Below are 22189 nucleotides of genomic sequence, written 5' to 3'. Positions count from 1 at the left end.
CCCGATTAGGGCAGTTTGGTCTGCGCCACATGGGCGAGGAGGTTAACCACGGAGGTGTGCATCAGGTCGGTAAAGGGCTTCGGATAGATACCCATGAACAGCGTAAGCGCGGCCAGCACTGCCAGCATGAAGAACTCGCGCTTGTTGATGTCGACCAGCTCGCGCACGTGATCGTTGGCGATGGCGCCGAAAATCACGCGCTTGTACATCCAGAGCGAGTAAGCCGCGCCGGTAATGAGCGAGGTCGCCGCCAGCAAGCCCACCCAGAAGTTCAGCTTCACCGCGCCCAGAATCACCAGGAATTCGCCGACGAAGCCCGACGTGGCCGGCAGACCGCTGTTGGCCATCGCAAACAGCATGAACAGTGCCGCAAACTTCGGCATCGTGTTCACCACACCGCCGTAATCGGCGATGTTGCGCGAGTGCATGCGGTCGTACAACACACCGATACACAGGAACATGGCGCCCGAGACGAAGCCGTGCGAGATCATCTGCACCAGCGCGCCTTGCATGCCGATTTCACTGAACATGAAGAAGCCGAGGATCGCGAAGCCCATGTGAGCGATCGACGAGTAAGCCACCAGTTTCTTCATGTCGGTCTGCACCAGCGCCACGAGGCCGATGTAGACGACGGCGATCAGCGCGAGCGTGATCATGAAGCCCGACAGGTAGTGACTGGCGTCCGGTGCGATCGGCAGCGAGAAGCGAAGGAACCCGTAGGCCCCGAGCTTCAGCATGATCGCGGCCAGCACGACCGAGCCGCCGGTCGGCGCTTCCACGTGGGCGTCGGGCAGCCAGGTATGCACCGGCCACATCGGCACCTTCACGGCGAAGGCCATGAAGAACGCCGCGAACAGCAGTATCTGCACGTTCATCGGCAGCTTCGCGGCGTACCAGTCGGTCAGCGTGAACGACCCCGTTGCCTTGTACAGATAGATCAGCGCGACCAGCATCAACAGCGAGCCGAGCAACGTGTACAGGAAGAACTTGAACGCGGCATACACACGGTTCGGGCCGCCCCACACACCGATGATCAGATACATCGGGATCAGCGTGGCTTCGAAGAACACGTAGAACAGCAGGCCGTCTTGCGCCGAGAACACGCCGATCATCAGACCCGAGAGGATCAGGAACGCGGCCATGTATTGCGAGACACGCTCGGTGATCACTTCCCAACCCGCGATCACGACGATCACCGTGATGAGCGAGGTCAGCACGATCAGCCACAGCGAGATGCCATCGATGCCGAGGAAGTAGTTGATGTGGAAGCGGTCGATCCAGCTCGATTTCTCGACATACTGGAGCGCCGCCGTATTGGCGTCGAAGTTCGAGATCAACGGCAGCGTGACCAGGAAGCTCAGCAGCGAACCGATGAGCGACAGGACGCGTGCGCCCCCCGGATTGCGGTCGTTACCCACCGCGAGGACAACGATCCCCGAGATGATGGGCAGCCAGATGGCCAGACTCAGAAGCGGTAGCGATTGCATTATTATTGGCTCCCCCTATTACTTGCCGTTCAACGTCACAAACAGCGTCAGGAGCCCGAGCATGCCGAGGATCATGGCGAACGCGTAGTGGTAGATGTAACCGGATTGAACGAAGCGAATGACACCGGCGAACCAGCCGACCAGACGCGCGCTGCCGTTCACGACTGCGCCGTCGATCAGGCCTTGATCGCCCGCCTTCCAAAGGCCGCGGCCGATCTTGAGTGCGCCCTTGGCGAAGACCACTTCGTTGATCTTGTCCATGTAGTACTTGTTGTCGAGCAGGTTGTAGATGCCCGAGAACCGGTGCTTGAGCGCTTCCGGAATGTCCGGACGCTTCAGGTAGAAGAACGCGGCCAGCACGATACCCAGCGCCGACAGCGCAATCGGCAGCGTGCCGAACGAGTGCAGCGCCATCCCCAGCCAGCCGTGGAAGTCCTGGCCCAGCTCTTCCATTGCCGGGTGGTTCTCGCCGACGAAGATCACGTCCTTGAACGCCACACCTTGCTTGAAGAAGCTGCCGAAGAGCATCGGGGCAATCGCAATCGCACCGATGACGACCGACGGGATCGCCAGCAGGATCAGCGGAATCGTCACGACGGCCGGCGACTCGTGCGGCTTCTGACCCGGTGCCAGACCGTGGTGCTCGCCGTGCGAGTCTTCTTCCTCGGCCTCATGATGGGCGTCGTGATGGTCGTGATGCGCCTGACCGAAACGCTCCTTGCCGTGGAAGACCAGGAAGTACATGCGGAACGAATAGAACGCCGTCACGAACACGCTGGCGACCACCGCGAAGTAGGCGAAGCCCGAGCCCGGCAGATGCGAGGCGGCCACGGCTTCGATGATCGAATCCTTCGAGTAGAAGCCCGAGAAGAACGGCGTGCCGATCAAGGCGAGCGAGCCCAGCAGCGACGTGATCCAGGTGATCGGCATGTACTTCCACAGGCCACCCATGTTGCGCATGTCCTGATCGTGGTGCATGCCCATGATCACCGAACCCGCACCGAGGAACAGCAGCGCCTTGAAGAACGCGTGCGTCATCAGGTGGAAGATCGCGACCGGGTAGGCCGACACGCCGAGCGCGACGGTCATGTAACCGAGCTGCGAGAGCGTCGAGTAGGCCACGACACGCTTGATGTCGTTCTGGATCATGCCCAGGAAACCCATGAACAACGCCGTGATCGCACCGATGATCGTGATGAACGACAGGGCCGTGTCCGACAGTTCGAACAGCGGCGACATGCGCGACACCATGAAGATCCCGGCGGTCACCATCGTGGCCGCGTGAATGAGCGCGGAAATCGGGGTCGGGCCTTCCATCGAATCCGGCAGCCAGACGTGCAGCGGGAACTGCGCCGACTTACCCATCGCGCCGATGAACAGGCAGATACAGGCCACGGTAATCAGGCGCCAGTCGGTGCCCGGGAACGACAAGGCCGCGAGATCGTTGGCCTTGGCGAACACTTCGCCGTAGTTCAGCGTGCCGGTGAAGGCCAGCAGCAGGCCAATCCCGAGCAGGAAACCGAAGTCGCCCACACGGTTGACCAGGAACGCCTTCATGTTGGCGTAGATCGCGGTCGGTCGCGTGTACCAGAAGCCGATCAGCAGGTACGAGACCAGGCCCACCGCTTCCCAGCCGAAGAACAGTTGCAGGAAGTTGTTGCTCATCACGAGCATCAACATCGAGAACGTGAACAGCGAGATATACGAGAAGAAGCGCTGGTAGCCAGGGTCTTCCGCCATGTAGCCGATGGTATAGATGTGCACCATCAGCGAGACGGAAGTGACCACGCACATCATCGTGACGGTGAGCGTGTCGACGAGGAAGCCGATCTCGAGCTTGAGCTCGCCGATGCGCGCCCATTCATAGACGGTGGCGTTGAAGCTCGCCCCGTTCATGACGTCGATGAAGGTCATGACGGACAGGACAAACGCGACCAGCACGCCGAGGATCGTGACCGTGTGGGCGCCCGCGCGTCCGACTTGCTTGCCGAACAGGCCGGCAATCACGGAGCCTACGAGCGGCGCCAGCGGGATCGCGAGCAGCAGGTTGGGATTCAATGTGGATGCCATAACAGCGTTCGCTTTTGTTAACCCTTGAGGCGGTCGAGATCTTCGACGTTGACCGTTTCGAGCTTACGGAACAGCGTGACCAGAATGGCCAGACCGATTGCGGCTTCCGCCGCAGCCACCGTAAGAATGAAGAACACGAATACCTGGCCGGCAATGTCGCCCAGGTAATGCGAGAACGCGACGAAGTTCAGATTGACCGCGAGCAACATCAGCTCGATGGCCATGAGCAGCACAATCACATTTCTGCGGTTGAGGAAGATACCGGTAATGCTGATCGCAAACAGAATCGCGCCCAACACCAGATAATGCGCTAGCGACAACGACATCATGCTGTCTCCTTATTCCGCCGCCGGCTTGTCGGCGCCGGTGGACTGCTGCCGGGCTTCGGCGGGCATCGACACCAGACGCACGCGGTCGCGCGCCTTCACGCGCACCTGCTGGCTCGGGTCGGTCTGTTTGTGGTCCTTACGGGTGCGCATCGTCAGCGCAACAGCCGCCACGACCGCGACCAGCAGGATCAGACCTGCCACTTCGAAGGCAAAGATATAGTCGGTGTACAGCGCAATACCGAGTGCCTTGGTATTCGGCACGTCCGGCGCCGACACGGCCTTGACCGGCGCACGCGTGGCGCCGTAGCCGCGCATGAGCACCAGCGCCGCTTCGACGATCATGATCGCGCCGACCGCACTCGCCAGCGGAATGAACTTGCCGAAACCGCGTCGCAGCTCGTCGAGATTGATGTCGATCATCATCACCACGAACAGGAACAGCACCATCACCGCGCCGACGTACACGAGTACCAGCATGATCGCGAGGAACTCGGCCCCGAGCAGCATCCAGATCGCCGCAGCGTTGAAGAAGGCCAGCACCAGGAACAGTGCCGACTGTACGGGGTTGCGCGCAGTCACGACCTTCAGGCCGGAGACCACGAGGATCAGCGCAAACACGTAGAAAAGAAAGGTTGTGAATTCCATAATCACCGGGTGTTGCGAGAATTAGCCAACGTCAATTGCCGTACCGGGCGCGCCGTCGATCTGCCGCGCCCCGTCCTGCTTAACGGTACGGCGCATCGGCTGCCTTGGCCGCCGCGATTTCGTTTTCGTAACGATCGCCCACCGCGAGCAACATGTCCTTGGTGAAGTACAGATCGCCACGCTTCTCGCCGTGATACTCGAGAATGTGTGTCTCGACGATCGAGTCCACCGGGCAGCTTTCTTCGCAGAAGCCGCAGAAAATGCACTTCGTCAGATCGATGTCGTAGCGCGTGGTACGGCGCGTACCGTCGTCACGCACATCCGACTCGATCGTGATGGCCATTGCCGGACACACCGCTTCGCACAACTTGCACGCGATGCAGCGCTCTTCGCCGTTCGGATAACGACGCAACGCATGCAGACCGCGAAAACGCGGCGACATCGGCGTTTTCTCTTCCGGAAACTGCACCGTCACCTTGCGCGCGAATGTATAGCGCCCTGTGAGCGCCATGCCCTTGAGCAGTTCCAACAACAGGAAACTGCCGAAAAAGTCCTTGATTGCCCTTACCATGGGATTCCTCTACTCCGTTCGCCTCAGCCCCAGATGTTCCAGGGGGACATGATCCAGAAACCCACCACGATCACCCAGACGATCGTCAGCGGCAGGAACACCTTCCAGCCCAGACGCATGATCTGGTCGTAGCGGTAGCGCGGGAACGTCGCACGCACCCAGATGAACACCGACAGCAGCAGGAACACCTTGAACGCCAGCCAGAACACCCCGGGGATGAACGACAGGAAGCCGAACGGCGCACTCCAGCCCCCCAGGAACAGCACCGAGGCCAGCGCCGAGATGATGATCATGTTGATGTACTCGGCCAGGAAAAAGAGCGCGAAGCCCATGCCCGAGTACTCGATCATGTGACCGGCCACGATTTCCGATTCGCCTTCCACCACGTCGAACGGGTGGCGGTTCGTTTCCGCAATACCGGAAATGAAGTAGACGACGAACATCGGCAGCAGCGGCAGCCAGTTCCACGACAGCAGGTTGAAACCCATGCCCGCGAACATGCCGTGCTCTTGCGAGCGCACGATGTCCGACAGGTTGAGCGAGCCGGCGGTCATGAGCACCGTGACCAGCGCGAAGCCCATGGCGATTTCATACGAAATCATCTGGGCCGAGGCACGCATGGCACCGAGGAAAGCATATTTCGAGTTCGACGCCCAGCCGGCGAGAATCACGCCGTACACCCCGATCGACGAAATCGCGATGGCGTAGAGCAGACCGGCATTCACGTCGGCCAGCACCGCGCCGGGCTGGAACGGGATCACCGCCCAGATCGCGAAGGCCGGCAGCACGGCCATCACCGGCGCGATCGCGTAAATGCCCTTGCTGACTTGCGACGGCGTAATGACTTCCTTGAGCAGCAGCTTCAACACGTCGGCGATCGGCTGGAGCAGACCACCGGGACCCACGCGGTTCGGACCCAGACGCACGTGCATCCAGCCGATGAGCTTACGCTCCCACAGAATCAGGTACGCCACGCACAGCAGCAGGATCACGGCCACGACCAGAATGCGGACCAGCGCCCACACGGTCGGCCAGGCCACGCCCAGCAGTTGCGTGCCGTATTGATTGATGACTTCGTTCAGGCTCATTTACGCCTTCTCCACCGAAATTTCACCGAACATCGCGCCAAGCGCGGCGGACGCCGACGTGGCGGCCGGCACACGCACCACATTGGCAGGCAGCGTTTCCGAGCGAGCGGCCGGCAGCGTGACCACGGCGTCGCCTTGACGCACACGCACGGCGTCGCCAGCGGCAAGGCCCAGGCGATCGAACAGCGCAGCCGGCAACGTGGCGCGCAGCGAAGCCTTGGCGTCGTTGGTCAGTTGCAGCGACGGGGCACGGCGCACCAGCGCATCGGCGGCGTAGATCGGCACGTCGGCCAGACGCTCCAGGCCCTGCCCCGCGGCCTTCGGTGCGGCCAGCGTGGCCGTGGCGCGGTTGTCGAGCAACGCGGCCGAGAATCCGGCGAGCGCTTCGTCGCGCACCTGCTCGGCCGTGTCCTGCTCGAAGCCCTGCAGCTTGAGCAGATTGCCCAGCACGCGCAGCACCTTCCAGCCCGGACGCGTTTCACCCAACGCGCGCACCACACCATTGAAGTGTTGCGGCAACCCTTCAGCGTTGACGAACGTGCCGGCGGTCTCCGTGAACGGGGCGATCGGCAGCAGCACGTCCGCGTATTCGAGGCCGTGCTTGAACGGCGAGAGCGAGACGACCATCTTCGCGGCGTTCAACGCCGCGAGGGCTTGCTTCGCGTCGGCCGAATCGTATTCCGGCTCGGCATTGAGCAGCAGATAAGCCTGACGCGGTTGTGCGAACAGTGCCGCCGCGCCCTTCGCGTTCGTGGCCTTCACCGCGTAGCCGCCCACCGTGTTGGCGCCTTCGGTCAGGAAGCCCAGCGTTGCGCCGGAGATGTCGGCGATCACTTGCGCGATGGCATGCAGTTGTGCGAACTGCGGATGCTGCGCAGCGGCGTTACCCAGCAGAATGGCGCGACGCTCGCCGCTCACCAGCGAAGCGGCGATGGCCTTGGCGGTATCGCTGGCGCTCACTCCGGCCAGCGCCGCCGGGGCGGCAACGCCCTTGGCAGCCGCGGCGGCCACGGCGATCCCGGCCAGTTCGCTCACCCAGGCACTCGGTGCCGCAATGATCTTGTTCGCGAGCTTGACCAGCAGATCGTCGTCCGAGCCGTGCAGCACGCTCAGTTGGCCGCCTGCCTTCACGGCGGAGCGCAGACGCGAAGCGAACAGCGGATGATCCTTGCGCAGGAACGAGCCGACGACGAGCGCGCTTTGCAGCTTGTCGAGTTCAGCGATAGGCAGGCCGAGCCAAGGCGCGCCCTGCGACCCACCCGACACATCCGTCTGACGCAGACGGAAGTCGACGTTATCGCTCCCCAGTGCGCGCACGAACTTCTGCAGCAGATGCAGTTCTTCGATCGTGGCGTGCGGCGAAGCCAGCGCAGCGACGGCGTCGGCGCCGAAGTCGCGGATGATGTCCGTCAGACCGTGACCGACATACTCGAGCGCGGTCTGCCAGTCGACTTCATGCCACTCACCGCCTTGCTTGAGCATCGGCTTGGTGAGACGGTCGTCGCTGTTCAGGCCTTCGTACGAGAAACGATCCTTGTCCGAGATCCAGCACTCGTTGACCGCCTCATTCTCGAGCGGCACAACGCGCATGACCTTGTTGTTCTTCACCTGCACCACGAGGTTCGCGCCCACGCCGTCGTGAGGGCTTACCGACTTGCGGCGCGACAGTTCCCAAGTGCGGGCGCTGTAGCGGAACGGCTTCGACGTCAGCGCGCCGACCGGGCACAGATCGATCATGTTGCCCGAGAGTTCGGAGTCGACCGTCTTGCCGACGAACGACGTGATTTCCGAATGCTCGCCGCGCCCCAGCATGCCGAACTCCATGACGCCGGCCACTTCCTGACCGAAGCGCACGCAGCGGGTGCAGTGAATGCATCGCGACATCTCTTCCATCGAGATGAGCGGCCCCACGTTCTTGTGGAACACCACGCGCTTCTCTTCCTGATAGCGCGATGCCGACTTGCCGTAACCCACGGCCAAGTCCTGCAGTTGGCACTCGCCGCCCTGATCGCAGATCGGGCAATCGAGCGGGTGGTTGATCAGCAGGAATTCCATCACCGATTGCTGTGCCTTCACAGCCTTCTCGGAGTTGGTTCGCACGATCATGCCGTTGGCCACTGGCGTTGCACACGCCGGCACCGCCTTCGGGGCCTTCTCGACCTCGACCAGACACATGCGGCAGTTCGCAGCGATGGAGAGCTTCTTGTGGTAGCAGAAGTGGGGAATATAGGTGCCGTTCTTCTTGGCAGCCTGGATCACCATGCTGCCTTCGGGCACCTCGACCTTTTGGCCGTCAATTTCGATTTCAACCATAGCGGTTCAATGCCAAGCGTCAAAAGGGATTAGTGAGCGCCGACCAAGCAATGCTTGTGCTCGACGTGGTAGGCGAACTCGTCCCAGAAGTGTTTGAGCATGCCGCGCACCGGCATCGCTGCGGCGTCGCCCAGCGCGCAAATGGTACGGCCCATGATGTTCTCGGCCACCGAGTTGAGCAGGTCCAGATCTTCCTTGCGGCCTTCACCGTGCTCGATACGATTGACCACGCGCCACAGCCAGCCGGTACCTTCACGGCACGGCGTGCACTGACCGCACGACTCTTCGTAATAGAAGTACGACAGGCGCAGCAGCGAGCGCACCATGCAGCGTGTCTCGTCCATCACGATCACCGCGCCCGAACCCAGCATCGATCCAGCCTTGGCGATGCTGTCATAGTCCATCGTGGTTTCCATCATCAGCCCGGCCGGCACCACCGGCGCCGACGAGCCGCCCGGAATCACGGCCTTGAGCTTCTTGCCGCCGCGCATGCCGCCGGCAAGTTCCAGCAATTCGGGGAACGGCGTACCCAGCGGTACTTCGTAGTTGCCCGGCAGCTCGACATCGCCCGACACCGAGAAGATCTTGGTGCCGCCGTTGTTCGGCTTGCCCATTTCAAGATACTGCTGCGGGCCCATGGCCAGCAGGAACGGGACGGCGGCGAACGTCTCGGTGTTGTTGATGGTCGTGGGCTTGCCGTACAGACCGAAGCTCGCCGGGAACGGCGGCTTGAAGCGCGGCTGGCCTTTCTTGCCTTCAAGCGATTCAAGCAGCGCAGTCTCTTCGCCGCAGATGTACGCGCCATAGCCATGGTGGCCGTGCAACTGGAACGAAAAGTCCGTGCCGAGAATGTTGTCGCCCAGAAAACCGGCAGCGCGCGCTTCCTCTAGCGCCTCTTCGAAGCGTTCGTACACTTCGTAGATCTCGCCGTGAATGTAGTTGTAACCGACGGTGATGCCCATGGCGTAACCGCCAATGGCCATGCCCTCGATCAGCGAGTGCGGGTTGTAGCGCAGGATGTCGCGATCCTTGAACGTGCCCGGTTCGCCTTCGTCAGAGTTGCAGACGAGATACTTCTGCCCGGGGAACGCACGCGGCATGAAGCTCCACTTCAGGCCGGTCGGGAAGCCAGCCCCCCCACGGCCACGCAGACCCGACGCCTTGACGTCGGCAATGACCTGCTCCGGCGTGAGGCCCTCTTTCAGAATACGGGTGAGCTGCTGGTAACCACCGCGCTTGACGTAATCTTCGAGGTGCCAGTTCTGCCCATCGAGGTCGGCGAGAATCAGCGGCTTGATGTGACGGTTGTGCAGCGACGTCATGCTTTCTCTCCCGCAGCGCCCTTGGCCTTGAGCTCATCGATGAGCGCGTCGACCTTTTCCTCGTTCATGAAGCCGCACATGCGGTGGTTATTCACCAGCATGACGGGCGCGTCGCCACAAGCGCCCATGCACTCGCCTTCCTTGACCGTGAAGAGACCATCTGGCGTGATGTCGTTGTAGTCGACACCCAGCTTCTCCTTCAGGTACTTGGCCATCTCTTCGCCACGCGTGAGTTGGCAAGGCAGGTTCGTGCACACGGTCAACTTGAACTTGCCCACCGGGCTTGTGTTGAACATGGTGTAGAAGGTTGCGACCTCTTGCACCGCGACTGCGGGCATCTCGAGGTAGTCCGCCACGAATTGCATCACTTCGGGCGACAACCAGCCTTTCTCGACCTGCGCTACGGCAAGGGCGTGCATCACCGCCGACTGTTTCTGATCGGCAGGGTATTTGGCAACGGCACGGTCGATTTTCTTCAGGGCTTCGGGAGAAAGCATTTCCGATCCGACGGTTCTTTAAAACGTTATCCCCGCTCGCGCCAGCACGGGCGAGCCGATCATCTCGGCCACCCGTGACTCACCGGCACGGCAACTGGAACGGCAATGGCATCGACCTGCGAAACCCTGCCGAATTAAAACTTGCGGGCGCCAGAGGCGCCCGCTGCGCGTTTAGCGATCAATCTCACCGAACACGATGTCCTGGGTACCGATGATCGCGACAGCATCTGCAATCATGTGACCCTTGGCCATCTCATCGAGCGCAGAAAGATGGGCAAAGCCCGGCGCACGAATCTTCAGACGATACGGCTTGTTTGCACCGTCCGACACCAGATAGATGCCGAACTCGCCCTTCGGATGCTCGATAGCGGCATACGTCTCGCCAGCGGGCACATGGAAGCCTTCGGTGAAGAGCTTGAAGTGGTGAATCAGCTCTTCCATGTTCGACTTCATTTCCACTCGCGATGGCGGTGCGACCTTGTGATTGTCCGTAATCACCGGACCTTCATTGGCACGCAGCCACTTCACGCACTGGCGGATCAGGCCGACCGACTGGCGCATTTCTGCCACGCGTACCAGGTAACGATCGTAACAGTCGCCTTCCTTACCCACCGGAATGTCAAACTCGAGGCGGTCGTACACTTCGTACGGCTGCTTCTTGCGCAGATCCCAGGCAATGCCCGAACCGCGCAGCATCGCGCCCGAGAAGCCAAGCTGCATGGCACGCTCCGGCGATACCACGCCAATGCCCACCAGGCGTTGCTTCCAGATACGGTTGTCGGTGAGCAGCGTTTCGTACTCGTCGACACATTTCGGGAAGCGGTCGGTGAAGTCCTCGATGAAGTCGAGCAGCGAGCCTTCGCGTGCTTCGTTCATCTTCTTGATCGCGCGTTCGTTGTGCATCTTCGACGCACGATACTTCGGCATCGCGTCCGGCAGGTCGCGATACACGCCGCCCGGACGATAGTAAGCCGCGTGCATGCGTGCACCCGAGACGGCTTCGTACACGTCGAACAGGTCTTCGCGCTCACGGAAGGCGTACAGGAACACCGCCATCGCGCCCACATCGAGTGCGTGCGAGCCGATCCACATCAGGTGATTCAGAATCCGCGTGATTTCGTCGAACATCACACGAATGTATTGTGCGCGAATCGGCACGTCGACGCCGAGCAGCTTCTCGATCGCCATCACATAGGCGTGCTCGTTGCACATCATCGAGACGTAGTCCAGACGATCCATATACGGCACGGATTGCAGGAACGTCTTCGACTCGGCGAGCTTCTCGGTCGCACGGTGCAACAGGCCGATATGCGGATCGGCACGCTGGATCACTTCGCCGTCCAGCTCGAGCACCAGGCGCAGCACGCCGTGCGCTGCCGGGTGCTGCGGACCGAAGTTCAGAGTGTAGTTCTTGATGTCTGCCACAAGGCCACCTTAATGTTTCAGACCGGCGTAATGCGTTTCGCGGATGATGCGCGGCGTGATTTCGCGCGGCTCGATCGTCACCGGCTGATAGATCACTCGCTTCTGCTCCGGGTCGTAACGCATCTCGACATAACCCGATGTCGGGAAGTCCTTGCGGAACGGGTGACCGATGAAACCGTAGTCCGTCAGAATACGGCGCAGATCCGGGTGACCCTCGAACACGATACCAACCAGATCGAAGGCTTCGCGCTCGAACCAGTTGGCCGAACTCCACAGATCGATCAGCGACGCCACAACCGGCAGATCGTCGTCCGGTGCGAACACGCGCACACGCAGACGCCAGTTGTGGGTGAGCGAGAGCAGATGCGAAACAGCCGCGTAACGCGGGCCGTCGTAGGCACCGTCGCCGTAGGCCGAGTAGTCCAGGCCAGCCACGTCCATCAGTTGCTCGAACTTCAGCTCGGGATGATCGCGCAACGTGCGCGCTACCTCGAGATAGTCGCTTGCCTTGACGGTCAGCGTCAGCTCGTCGAGGGCTTCCACCAACTGCTCGGCACGGGGGCCAAGCACGTTTTGCAGGGTGGTCTTGAGTTGTTCTAGTTTGGCCATGGGCGGGAGCGGTTATTTACGCGCGATCGTCGCAGTCCGCTTGATCTTCGACTGCAACTGGATGATGCCGTAGACGAGCGCCTCGGCCGTCGGCGGACAGCCCGGCACGTAGACGTCGACCGGCACGATGCGATCGCAACCGCGCACCACCGAGTAGGAATAATGATAGTAGCCGCCACCGTTGGCGCACGACCCCATCGAGATCACCCAGCGCGGCTCGGCCATCTGGTCGTACACCTTGCGCAGTGCGGGCGCCATCTTGTTGCACAGCGTACCGGCCACGATCATCACGTCCGACTGACGCGGGCTCGGGCGAAACACCACCCCAAACCGGTCCAGATCGTAACGCGCCGCGCCGGCGTGCATCATTTCGACGGCACAGCAGGCGAGGCCGAATGTCATCGGCCACAGCGAACCCGTGCGCGTCCAGTTGATGAGTTTGTCAGCCGTGGTGGTGACGAACCCTTCGCGCAAAACCCCTTCGATGCTCATATGCTTACCCTGAATCCTTCTGCAATGCTGCCCAAGACGATGACGGCCTTATTCCCAGTCAAGCGCACCGCGCTTCCACAGGAACACGAATCCGACGAGCAGTTCAAGCAGGAAACCCATCATGGAGATAAAGCCCACCCAGCCGATATCGCGCAGCGCGACGCCCCACGGAAACAGGAACGCCGTCTCGAGATCGAACAGGATGAAAAGGATGGCGACGAGATAGTAGCGCACATCGAACTTCATGCGCGCGTCTTCGAATGCCTCGAAGCCGCACTCGTACGGAGAGAGTTTTTCGCTGTCGGGTTTATTGGGGCCGAGGAATTTACCAACCCCAATCAGTACCGCCCCAAGACCGCCACCTACCAGGAGAAACAGCAGGACGGGATAATAGGTTCCGAGGTTCAACTCTACCCTCTTTTGGTTAGTCCAAAAACCGCTCTCGTCGATGTTATGGGGACCAGAAAGCGGATGAACGGTGAGCACAAAATAAAATGCCAGCCAAAGCATAAACGCAAGGCTGGCATCGGAGAACTGTGGTGCCGACGGCGAGACTCGAACTCGCACAGCTTTCGCCACTACCCCCTCAAGATAGCGTGTCTACCAATTTCACCACGTCGGCATTCATATTCTGCAATCCGCTGTCACTTACGAATCGCTTCAAGACCGCTATATTAGCGCTCTTCGGCATTTTGTTCAACGCACAAATCGATTTTTTTTCGATCTTCCTTACAGTTTATTACTTGTCACAACCCCGCCCCGAAACTACTTCGGCACGTCTTGCGGATTGGCCGCCGAAGCCGGCAATGCAACGCTCGCCGCACCCGGCGCCGACGCCGTTGCCGGCGAAGTCGCAGCCGGCAAATTACCAAGGACACCGATGTTTGTCGCCGGCTTGTACGAGCCGAGATACGTGAGCCCCAGCGTCGTCACGAAGAACACGGCCGCCAACACCGCCGTCGTGCGCGAGAGGAAGTTCGCCGACCCCGACGCGCCGAAGAGACTCCCCGACGAACCGCTACCGAATGCAGCGCCCATGTCGGCGCCTTTGCCGTGCTGGAGCAACACCAGACCGATGATGCCCAGCGCGGAAAGCACCTGCACCACGATCAACAACGTTTTCAACAACCCCATCTCATCACCCGTATAGAAGAATCTGATTTGCCGTGCATTTTTGGTGCACTGCATCATGACTATTTCATGCCGTTACGACGAACGGCATCGGCGTCAGCGCGACAAACCCGCCTCGCAAATCGCCAGAAAATCGGCCGCTTTCAATGCCGCACCGCCGATCAATCCACCATCGACATCCGCCATCGAAAACAGCTCGGCCGCGTTATCCGGCTTCACACTGCCGCCGTACAACACCGCCACATCCGTGAGCGCCTCGCCTTTCGCGCGCAATAGCGACCGCAGATGTGCATGCACTGCCTGCGCCTCGGCCGACGTTGCCGTCTTGCCCGTGCCGATCGCCCAGACCGGCTCGTAAGCGACGACCACATGCGCCGCCTGCTCCACCGTCAGCGCCGCAAGCACCGCCCCGAGCTGACGCGCCACGACCGCCGTCGTCTCGCCGGCTTCGCGCTCGGCGAGCGTCTCGCCAACGCACACGATCGGGGTCATGCCGGCATCGAGCACGCGCAACGTTTTCGCCGCGACGCTGGCGTCGGTCTCGCCGTGGTAGGTGCGTCGCTCCGAGTGCCCCACGATCACGAACTGCGCACCGAACTCGGCAATCATCGGCGCCGCGACTTCGCCCGTGAAAGCACCGCTCACCTGCGCCGACACATCCTGCGCACCGTAACCCAGCACCTGCCCCGAGAGGCGGGACTGGCATTGAGCGAGGTAGGGGAACGGCACGCATACCGCCGCAGTGACGCCCGGCGCACTCAACACGGGCGACGCCAGCAGGTCGCCCAGCAACGCCTCATTGCCGGCCACGCTGCCGTGCAGTTTCCAATTCCCCACGACGAGCTTGCCAGCCTTGCGACCCAGGGTGCGAGCCGAAGCTGCAGTACCGATTGTCACGCCTTATCCCCCAATGCGTATGGACGAAAAACCTCTCATTCTAGTGCGTCCGGGCCATGGGGGTCAATTTCGACGGGTCCCGGACACGGGAATCCGCACAAAATAGGAATTTCGCGCGGATTCACCCCGTCAATCGGCGTCAGCCTGCTTGCCAGTCTACTTACCAGCCTACTTACCAGCCTACTTACCAGGTCAGCACGATCTTGCCGACGTGCGTGCTCGTTTCCATCAAAGCGTGGGCTTTGTCCGCTTGCGCGGCCGGGAACGTCTGATAAATGACCGGGCGGATCTTGCCTGCGGCGAACAACGGCCAGACCTTCTCATGCAGGTTCTGCGCAATTGCCGCCTTGAACGCGACGGAACGCGGGCGCAGGGTCGAACCGGTCACCGTCAGGCGTCGGCGCAGCAGCGCGCCCATATCGAGCGTCGCCTTGCTCCCGCCGAGCAGCGCGATGACCGCAATGCGACCGTCGAATGCCAGCGCCTGCACTTCGCGCGGCAGATAGTCGCCGCCGACCATGTCGAGCACGACGTCCACGCCACGATCCTGGGTCAGCGATTTCGTCACGGCGACGAAATCTTCGGTCTTGTAGTTGATGCCGCGCTCCGCGCCGAGTGCTTCGCACGCGCGCGCCTTCTCGTCGGAACCGGCGGTCGCAAAGACGCGATGGCCGAGCGCCACGCCGAGCTGGATCGCCGTCACGCCGATACCGCTCGTGCCGCCCTGCACCAGCAGTGTTTCCTTCTCGCCCGATTCGGTCTCACCGAGGTGGGCGCGATCGAACACATTGCTCCACACCGTGAAGAATGTTTCCGGCAGTGACGCCGCCTCGACATCCGACAGGCCTTGCGGCACCGGCAGCACCTGCGCAAGCGGCGCGGCGCAGTACTCGGCATAGCCACCGCCCTGCACGAGCGCACATACGCGCGAGCCGAGCTTCAGGCCCCAGCGGTTATCCGCGCCATCGAGCACGCCGTCGACGATCTCGCCCGCCACTTCGAGCCCGGGCAGATCCGACGCCCCCGGGGGCACCGGGTATTGCCCGATGCGCTGAAGCACATCGGGACGGTTCACGCCCGACGCCGTCACCTTGATGAGCACTTCGCCCGGCTTGAGTTCGGGGCGCGGCCGTTCGGTAAGCTTGAGCACCTCCGGTGCACCGAATTGGGTAATCTCGATCGCCTGCATCTTGTCTGTCCTCGGTTTTCGGGGCGACGTCCCGCGCGAACGCGGGCGGCCCGTCTCATTAGGGGCGCGACGGCCATGCCGCTGCCGTGCCGGCGAAATCCGCGCACGCGCAATGACACGAACCCGCCTTGAAAATTGTGTCGAGCCGGTACCTTATCACTGACGGCGCGATCGCGCCGGGCGTCGATGCGGAACTGCGCCGCATTCGGGTGCAATGAAGATTATTCGGGACCCATCGAGGCCATTCCTGTCCACGCCGAACGACTCGGAACACGTGCAGGGACACCGTTGCCCGTCGTATTCGGGCGACTCGACGGGTGCGGTCGTGTCGGGTCGTGAAAACTTCGCGCGACGCACCTGGTTACCCCCAAAAGCGGGGCGCCGGCCGCTACGGGCAAATCGGCGCCCCGTCATCGCCGCGAGGACCATCAGGCGACGCCTTCCGCCCCTTCGTCGATCAGCCCGTGCCGTATGGCGTAGCCGGTCAGCTCCGCGCGATCGCCAAGCGCGAGTTTGTGCAGGATTTGTGCGACGTGCGATGCGATCGTCCGCTCGCTCAAGTGCATCGCGTGGGCGACCTCGTTGACGGCCAGGCCGTCGATCAGCATGTGAAACACTTCGTTCTCGCGAATCGACAGGCCCAGATGCCTCTCGCCGTCGTCGCGCACATCGGTGTGGCGCCGCGAACGCGGCCCCCGATGCGATGCCTGCGGTGGCTTTCGGCGCGTGTCCGGCTCGCGCCCCCCTGCGTCGGAAGCCGCCCGCGTGGCCGCCCGGCTTCGTCCGCCTTCGAGTTTCATGCCTGCCTCCCTTGTCAATGACTGCGAAGGACTTCCCCATGCCCGAGCCGCCTGCCTCGCTGCAAGGCGAACGGTGGGCTGGCCTATTGTGCGTCAGTTCATTCACGCTCGTAACTTCAGCGAAGCTGATCGCCGTCGCGCGTCCGATTGGCCGCGCCTAATGACCTCTCAATGTGCGCCCGGAATGTACCCTTTGAATGTGCCCAATGAATGTGCGCGCGGCCGCACTCAGGACAAACGTCGACGCCGACCGACACGACGCGGCGTGCCCGCGCCATCGCACTGCCCCGGTGAGTACCCGCTTACACTGCGCGCACGCCATCGCCATCGCCAGCGCCAGCGCCGTCGCCAAGCACGAAGCGTCCGCGTCCGCCATGCTTCGCCTCGTACAACGCCCGATCCGCCGCCTCGAACAGCATGGCCGGGGTCTTGTCCTCCGCGCATGCCACCATCGCCACGCCGACGCATGCGCCCACGGTCACCTCTGCGACGGACAGCACCATGGGGCGCGATGCCGCATCGAGAATCGACCTCGCCGTGCGCTCAACGTCGCGCACATCCCGGACGTCACGCATGATGACGGCGAACTCGTCGCCACCGAAGCGCGCGAGCGCGTCGCCTTCGCGCACACTCGCGACGAGCCGTTTGGCCAGACGTCCCAATAGCTCGTCGCCCAGCGCGTGTCCCCAGGTATCGTTGACCCGCTTGAAGCGATCCAGATCGACGAACAGCAGCGCCTGCGCACCAGCCCCTTCGCGCGCGCGGCGTACTGCGGCGGCCAGCGCCTGATCGAAGCCCTTGCGATTGAGCAGTCCCGTCAGATGGTCGGTATGCGATTCCCGCCGCCAGCGCCGCTCGTTCGAGCGCTCGATCGTGATATCGCGCACGAACATGTGAACGCCGGCGAGCACGTTGGGTGTCGCCCATTCCGGCTGATAGCTCACTTCGAAGCAGCGAAACGCCGCGTCTTCGCCAAAATCCCAGACGAAAGTGGCGGCCTCTCCTGCGAACGCCCGCGCGAGATGCGGCGCGAATTCGCGATAGAGCGACGCCCCGAGCAACTCGCGCACCGTCGCGCCAAGAATGTGCTCGCGCGGACGACGCAACCGCATTTCACAGGCCCGATTCACAAACGCAAAACGCTCGTCGCCGTCGAGAAACGCCACCAGATAGGGCACACGGTCGGCAATCTCCTGCATACGGCGTACGTGCGCGCGCGCCGCCTCGCGCGACATCTCGAGCGCCTCGGTGCGATCGCCCAGTTGCTCCATCATGTCGCGGAATGCGTTCGCAAGCGCGCCGATCTCGTCGGCCCGCTGCACGGGCAGCGATTGGACGGCGCGCATATCTCCGGCGCTGCGCAGCACGAGGTCTCGCATCGTATCGAGTGGACGCAACATGCGCCGCGCCATCCACCACATGGCGAATGCCGCAACGCCGATCGCCGCCATCGCGAGCAGGATCACGCGACGGCGCACGCGCGCGAGCGGATCGAACGCTTCAGCGCCCGGCATCACCGCCACGACCGACCAGCCCGTCGTGGCCATGGTCGCGCGCGCCACCAGGGGATGCATCGGCAAAATCTCTTTCGCGCCGGGAACTCGCACACCGCACAACGTCTGCACGGCCCCGACGGGGGCGAGAATCTTGGTCACGTCCGCCTGAATGACGTAGCGCGGGGGATGCTCGTTGGTCGTCACGCAGTAGCGGCCGGTCTCGCCGATGGCGTTGCTTGCCAGGTCGACCATGAAATTTTGCCGCAGCAGATTGACCGCGCCGCCGATCACGGCGATCACCTTGCCTTGCGCGTCCACGACAGGTACAGCGAGCACAATGCCCGGCGAACGCGTGATCCTGCCCGCAATCAGCCCCGACACGGCCTGAGGCGCCCCCGCGAGCAATTGCCGGAAATAGGCGCGGTCGGCAATGTCGATGGCCGTGGCCGGAAACGTGGAGTCGTAGAGCATGCGGCCATCGGGCCCTGCCACAAAAAGGGTATTGAAGGTCTCCGGCATCGACACCGACAGATTCGCGAAGGCGTCGAACTGCGCACTCGTCATCGCCGCCGGAGCGCCGATGTGGCGCGCCATGCGATGCAACGCGAGAAACTTCCCGCGCATCTTGTCGTCAAGCTGTTCGGCCACGAGCTTGACCTGCGTGTCCAGTTGCGCTTGCAGCGAGCTTCGCAATTCGCCGTAGACGAAGAACTCGATACCGACGGCCACGCCGACGATCAATATCATCGAGACGAGCGCCGTCGTGGCCGCGACCCGTCCTTTCAACGACTTCACCATACTGGCCCGTGCGAGAGTAGCTTGTGCTGCTTTTGGGTATTTTTGCGAGACCTTACCCTCCGGAACGGCATATTTTCGGGAAACTTGAGCAAGATTCGCAGCCTTCGCGTAACCGGCGCATCGACACGCGCATGCGACGTTGCCGGTCGGCGGCTAACGACGAACGTCGAACCCGTCGTAAAATTGCGCATCCAAAGCGCCACGAGGGTGCGAAACGACCCGCGCCACGCCGAAGCGCCCGCGATACCGCGCCGGGTCGGCGCAAGTCGCCGCACCCCCTCGTGACCCGACTCGCCCGACCCGACTGAATTCATGACGAGCACCCAAGCCCAAGCCACACCCACCGCCCACGCCCCCATGACGCCGATGATGGCCCAATACACGCGCATCAAGGCCGAGCATCCGAACATGCTCGTCTTCTATCGCATGGGCGATTTCTACGAGCTGTTCCATGACGACGCTGCCAAGGCGGCGCGCCTGCTCGACCTGACGCTCACGGCACGCGGCCAATCCGGTGGCCAACCAATCCGCATGGCAGGCGTGCCGCATCACGCCGTGGAGCAGTACCTCGGCAAACTGGTCAAGCTCGGCGAATCGGTGGCCATCTGCGAGCAGATCGGCGACCCGGCCACCGCCAAAGGTCCGGTCGAGCGCAAGGTCGTGCGCATCGTCACGCCCGGCACGCTCACCGACGCCGCGCTGCTCAGCGACAAGGTCGACCAGTATCTGCTCGCCGTGCAAATGCCCGAGGCGCGCCGTGCGCGCGAACGCATTGCCGGACTCGCCTGGCTGTCGCTCGCCAGCGGAGAGCTGCGCCTGATGGAAGTGGCTGCCGACAAACTGCCGCGCGAGCTTGAGCGCATTCGGCCGGCCGAGACGCTCGTGCCGGACAGTGACGTCGATGCCTTCAAGGATTTCTCGCTGGGCACCACGACGCGCGTGCCCGATTGGCATTTCGATACGGCCGCCGGCACACAGCGCCTGCGCGATCAACTGGGCGTTGCGAGCCTGACGGCCTTCGGCTGCGACGGCCTGAGCCCGGCGCTGGGCGCGGCCGGTGCGCTGCTGCAATACGCAGCCGCCACGCAGGGCCAGTCCTTGCGTCATGTGCAAAGTCTGAACGTGGAGCGGGAAGCGGCCTATATTGGTCTCGACGCGGCCACGCGGCGCAATCTGGAACTGACCGAGACGCTGCGCGGCACCGAATCGCCCACGCTGCTCTCCCTGCTCGATACCTGCGGCACGACGATGGGAAGCCGTCTGATGCGCCACTGGCTGCATCATCCGATGCGCGACCAGCAGGTGCCGCAGTCGCGGCAACTGGCGATCGCAACACTGCTCGAAGGCCCGGGTGTGTGGCGTGCGCTGCACAGCGAATTGCGAAACGTGGCAGACGTCGAGCGCATTACGGCGCGCCTGGCGTTGCTCACGGCGCGTCCGCGCGACTTGTCGAGTCTGCGCGACGCATTGCGCCGCCTGCCCGAACTGCACACCACGCTGCGCGCCGTCGAGGCGCGTTCGCCGCTGCTGGCCATGTTGCACGACGACCTCGCAATTCCCGAGGCGGCGCTCGCACTGCTCGGCGCCGTCGCCGAAGAGCCGGCGGCGATGCTGCGCGACGGTGGCGTCATTGCGCGCGGTCACGACGCCGATCTCGACGAGTTGCGCGACATTTCGGAGAACTGCGGCCAGTTTCTCGTCGACCTGGAGGCGCGAGAGCGTGCGCGTACCGGCATCAACAATCTTCGGGTCGAGTTCAACAAGGTGCACGGCTTCTATATCGAAGTCACGCGTGGCCAGACGGACAAGGTACCCGACGACTATCGCCGCCGCCAGACCCTGAAGAACGCCGAGCGCTACATCACCCCGGAACTCAAGACGTTCGAAGACAAGGCGCTGTCTGCGCAGGAGCGCTCGCTTGCGCGGGAAAAGGTGTTGTACGACGCGTTGCTGCAAGCGCTGCTGCCGCACATCGCCGAGTTCAAACGCATTGCGCAGGCGCTCGCCCAGTTGGATGTGCTCGCCGCGCTGGCCGAACGCGCCGAAACGCTGGGTTGGGTGAAGCCCGACCTGGTGGACGAACGCGTGGTCGACATTCGCCAGGGTCGCCATCCGGTCGTCGAGCAACAAGTGGAGCGGTTCATCGCCAACGATTGCTCGCTGGGCGACGCGCGCCGCCTGCTGCTCATTACCGGCCCGAACATGGGCGGTAAGTCGACGTTCATGCGTCAGACGGCCCTCATCGCGCTGCTCGCCTACGTGGGCTGCTACGTGCCCGCCGAAGCCGTGCGCCTCGGGCCGCTCGACGCGATCTTCACGCGCATCGGCGCATCGGACGACCTTGCCGGCGGGCGCTCGACATTCATGGTCGAGATGACCGAGTCGGCCGCAATTCTGCACACGGCCACCGATCAAAGCCTCGTGCTGATGGACGAGATCGGACGCGGCACGTCGACCTTCGACGGCCTCGCGCTGGCATGGGCCATTGCACGGCATCTACTCGGTCACAATCGCTGCTACACATTGTTCGCCACGCACTATTTCGAGTTGACGCAACTCCCCGACGAATTTCCGCAATGCGCGAACGTGCATCTCTCGGCGGTGGAGCACGGTGAAGGGATCGTGTTCCTGCACGCGGTGCAGGATGGCCCCGCGAGCCAGAGCTACGGTTTGCAGGTCGCGCAACTTGCCGGGGTTCCGATGCCGGTGATTCGCGCCGCGCGCAAGCATCTCGCGTTGCTCGAACAACAGGCGCTCGATCCGACGGCACCGCAGCTCGATCTATTCGCACCGCGAACCCCGACGCAAAGCGCCGTCGATGGCGATGTGAACGGAAATTCCGACGATAGCGACACGGTGGACGGCATTCACGCAGCGACGGATGGTGCAGCCGCGCTTGATCCGGCGGCCGAGGCAGCACTTGCGCGACTGGCGCAGATCGATCCAGACGAGTTGCGTCCTCGTGAAGCACTCGACCTGCTGTACGAACTGCGCGGCCTGTTGAACGGCTCCGCCCACTGACACCACCGC

At 62.7% G+C, this 22189-nt stretch carries 19 protein-coding genes and 1 tRNA gene; 1 reads left to right on the top strand and 19 read right to left on the bottom strand.

Going from position 1 to position 22189, the window contains the following annotated elements; all coding sequences use genetic code 11:
- Positions 1–5: 5 nt before the first annotated feature.
- The 19 genes from ACE3UG_RS03845 to ACE3UG_RS03755 all read right to left on the bottom strand — a co-directional run bounded on the left by ACE3UG_RS03845 (position 6) and on the right by ACE3UG_RS03755 (position 19159).
- Positions 6–1487, bottom strand: coding sequence for an NADH-quinone oxidoreductase subunit M (locus ACE3UG_RS03845; RefSeq protein WP_374619869.1), 1482 nt, complete (start codon positions 1485–1487; stop codon positions 6–8).
- A gap of 18 nt (positions 1488–1505) precedes the next feature.
- Complete coding sequence (gene nuoL / locus ACE3UG_RS03840) at positions 1506–3557, bottom strand: NADH-quinone oxidoreductase subunit L (RefSeq protein WP_374619867.1); 2052 nt, start codon at positions 3555–3557, stop codon at positions 1506–1508.
- A gap of 17 nt (positions 3558–3574) precedes the next feature.
- Positions 3575–3886, bottom strand: a complete 312-nt coding sequence (nuoK, locus tag ACE3UG_RS03835) for an NADH-quinone oxidoreductase subunit NuoK (RefSeq protein WP_023596640.1) — start codon at positions 3884–3886, stop codon at positions 3575–3577.
- A 9-nt stretch (positions 3887–3895) separates the two neighbouring features.
- Positions 3896–4531: an NADH-quinone oxidoreductase subunit J gene (locus ACE3UG_RS03830; RefSeq protein ID WP_374619863.1), complete on the bottom strand. Its 636-nt coding sequence runs from the start codon at positions 4529–4531 to the stop codon at positions 3896–3898.
- 79 nt (positions 4532–4610) lie between these two features.
- A complete protein-coding gene (gene nuoI / locus ACE3UG_RS03825) occupies positions 4611–5102 on the bottom strand; it encodes an NADH-quinone oxidoreductase subunit NuoI (protein ID WP_374619860.1) in 492 nt (163 codons plus the stop codon).
- A gap of 23 nt (positions 5103–5125) precedes the next feature.
- Positions 5126–6190, bottom strand: coding sequence for an NADH-quinone oxidoreductase subunit NuoH (nuoH, locus tag ACE3UG_RS03820; protein ID WP_374619858.1), 1065 nt, complete (start codon positions 6188–6190; stop codon positions 5126–5128).
- Entirely contained in the window at positions 6191–8503 is a 2313-nt protein-coding gene (gene nuoG / locus ACE3UG_RS03815; RefSeq protein ID WP_374619855.1) for an NADH-quinone oxidoreductase subunit NuoG, read from the bottom strand.
- Between the two features lie 29 nt (positions 8504–8532).
- Positions 8533–9825 (bottom strand): NADH-quinone oxidoreductase subunit NuoF, encoded by a 1293-nt coding sequence (gene nuoF, locus ACE3UG_RS03810; protein ID WP_374619852.1) that lies wholly within the window; start codon positions 9823–9825, stop codon positions 8533–8535.
- The gene (gene nuoE / locus ACE3UG_RS03805) at positions 9822–10322 is read right to left on the bottom strand and encodes an NADH-quinone oxidoreductase subunit NuoE (protein ID WP_374619849.1); all 501 of its coding nucleotides are present in this window, start codon (positions 10320–10322) and stop codon (positions 9822–9824) included. The genes nuoF and nuoE overlap by 4 nt, the downstream gene beginning before the upstream one ends.
- A 171-nt stretch (positions 10323–10493) precedes the next feature.
- On the bottom strand, positions 10494–11747 hold the full coding sequence (locus ACE3UG_RS03800; RefSeq protein ID WP_374619847.1) for an NADH-quinone oxidoreductase subunit D: 1254 nt from the start codon (positions 11745–11747) through the stop codon (positions 10494–10496).
- Positions 11748–11756: 9 nt separating this feature from the next.
- Complete coding sequence (locus ACE3UG_RS03795; protein WP_374619844.1) at positions 11757–12356, bottom strand: NADH-quinone oxidoreductase subunit C; 600 nt, start codon at positions 12354–12356, stop codon at positions 11757–11759.
- A gap of 12 nt (positions 12357–12368) precedes the next feature.
- Entirely contained in the window at positions 12369–12848 is a 480-nt protein-coding gene (locus ACE3UG_RS03790) for an NADH-quinone oxidoreductase subunit B family protein (protein ID WP_010807413.1), read from the bottom strand.
- 48 nt (positions 12849–12896) lie between these two features.
- Positions 12897–13256 (bottom strand): NADH-quinone oxidoreductase subunit A, encoded by a 360-nt coding sequence (locus ACE3UG_RS03785; protein WP_010807414.1) that lies wholly within the window; start codon positions 13254–13256, stop codon positions 12897–12899.
- Positions 13257–13385: 129 nt separating this feature from the next.
- Positions 13386–13470 (bottom strand) — tRNA-Leu (locus ACE3UG_RS03780).
- Positions 13471–13613: 143 nt separating this feature from the next.
- Complete coding sequence (secG, locus tag ACE3UG_RS03775; protein WP_374619841.1) at positions 13614–13982, bottom strand: preprotein translocase subunit SecG; 369 nt, start codon at positions 13980–13982, stop codon at positions 13614–13616.
- 93 nt (positions 13983–14075) lie between these two features.
- Positions 14076–14843, bottom strand: coding sequence for a triose-phosphate isomerase (gene tpiA / locus ACE3UG_RS03770; RefSeq protein WP_374619951.1), 768 nt, complete (start codon positions 14841–14843; stop codon positions 14076–14078).
- Between the two features lie 217 nt (positions 14844–15060).
- Entirely contained in the window at positions 15061–16065 is a 1005-nt protein-coding gene (locus ACE3UG_RS03765; protein ID WP_374619838.1) for an NAD(P)H-quinone oxidoreductase, read from the bottom strand.
- 428 nt (positions 16066–16493) lie between these two features.
- A complete protein-coding gene (locus ACE3UG_RS03760; protein WP_374619835.1) occupies positions 16494–16865 on the bottom strand; it encodes a response regulator transcription factor in 372 nt (123 codons plus the stop codon).
- 302 nt (positions 16866–17167) lie between these two features.
- On the bottom strand, positions 17168–19159 hold the full coding sequence (locus ACE3UG_RS03755; RefSeq protein ID WP_374619832.1) for a diguanylate cyclase domain-containing protein: 1992 nt from the start codon (positions 19157–19159) through the stop codon (positions 17168–17170).
- Positions 19160–19471: 312 nt separating this feature from the next.
- Here ACE3UG_RS03755 and mutS point away from each other — a divergent pair, with 312 nt between their 5' ends.
- Complete coding sequence (gene mutS, locus ACE3UG_RS03750) at positions 19472–22180, top strand: DNA mismatch repair protein MutS (RefSeq protein ID WP_374619828.1); 2709 nt, start codon at positions 19472–19474, stop codon at positions 22178–22180.
- Positions 22181–22189: the final 9 nt, after the last annotated feature.

This window comes from Pandoraea sp., from assembly GCF_041919235.1.
In the GTDB taxonomy this organism is placed as follows: domain Bacteria; phylum Pseudomonadota; class Gammaproteobacteria; order Burkholderiales; family Burkholderiaceae; genus Pandoraea.
The sequence above is the reverse complement of the archived record's forward strand: the minus strand, read 5'-3'. Positions and strand labels throughout refer to the sequence as shown.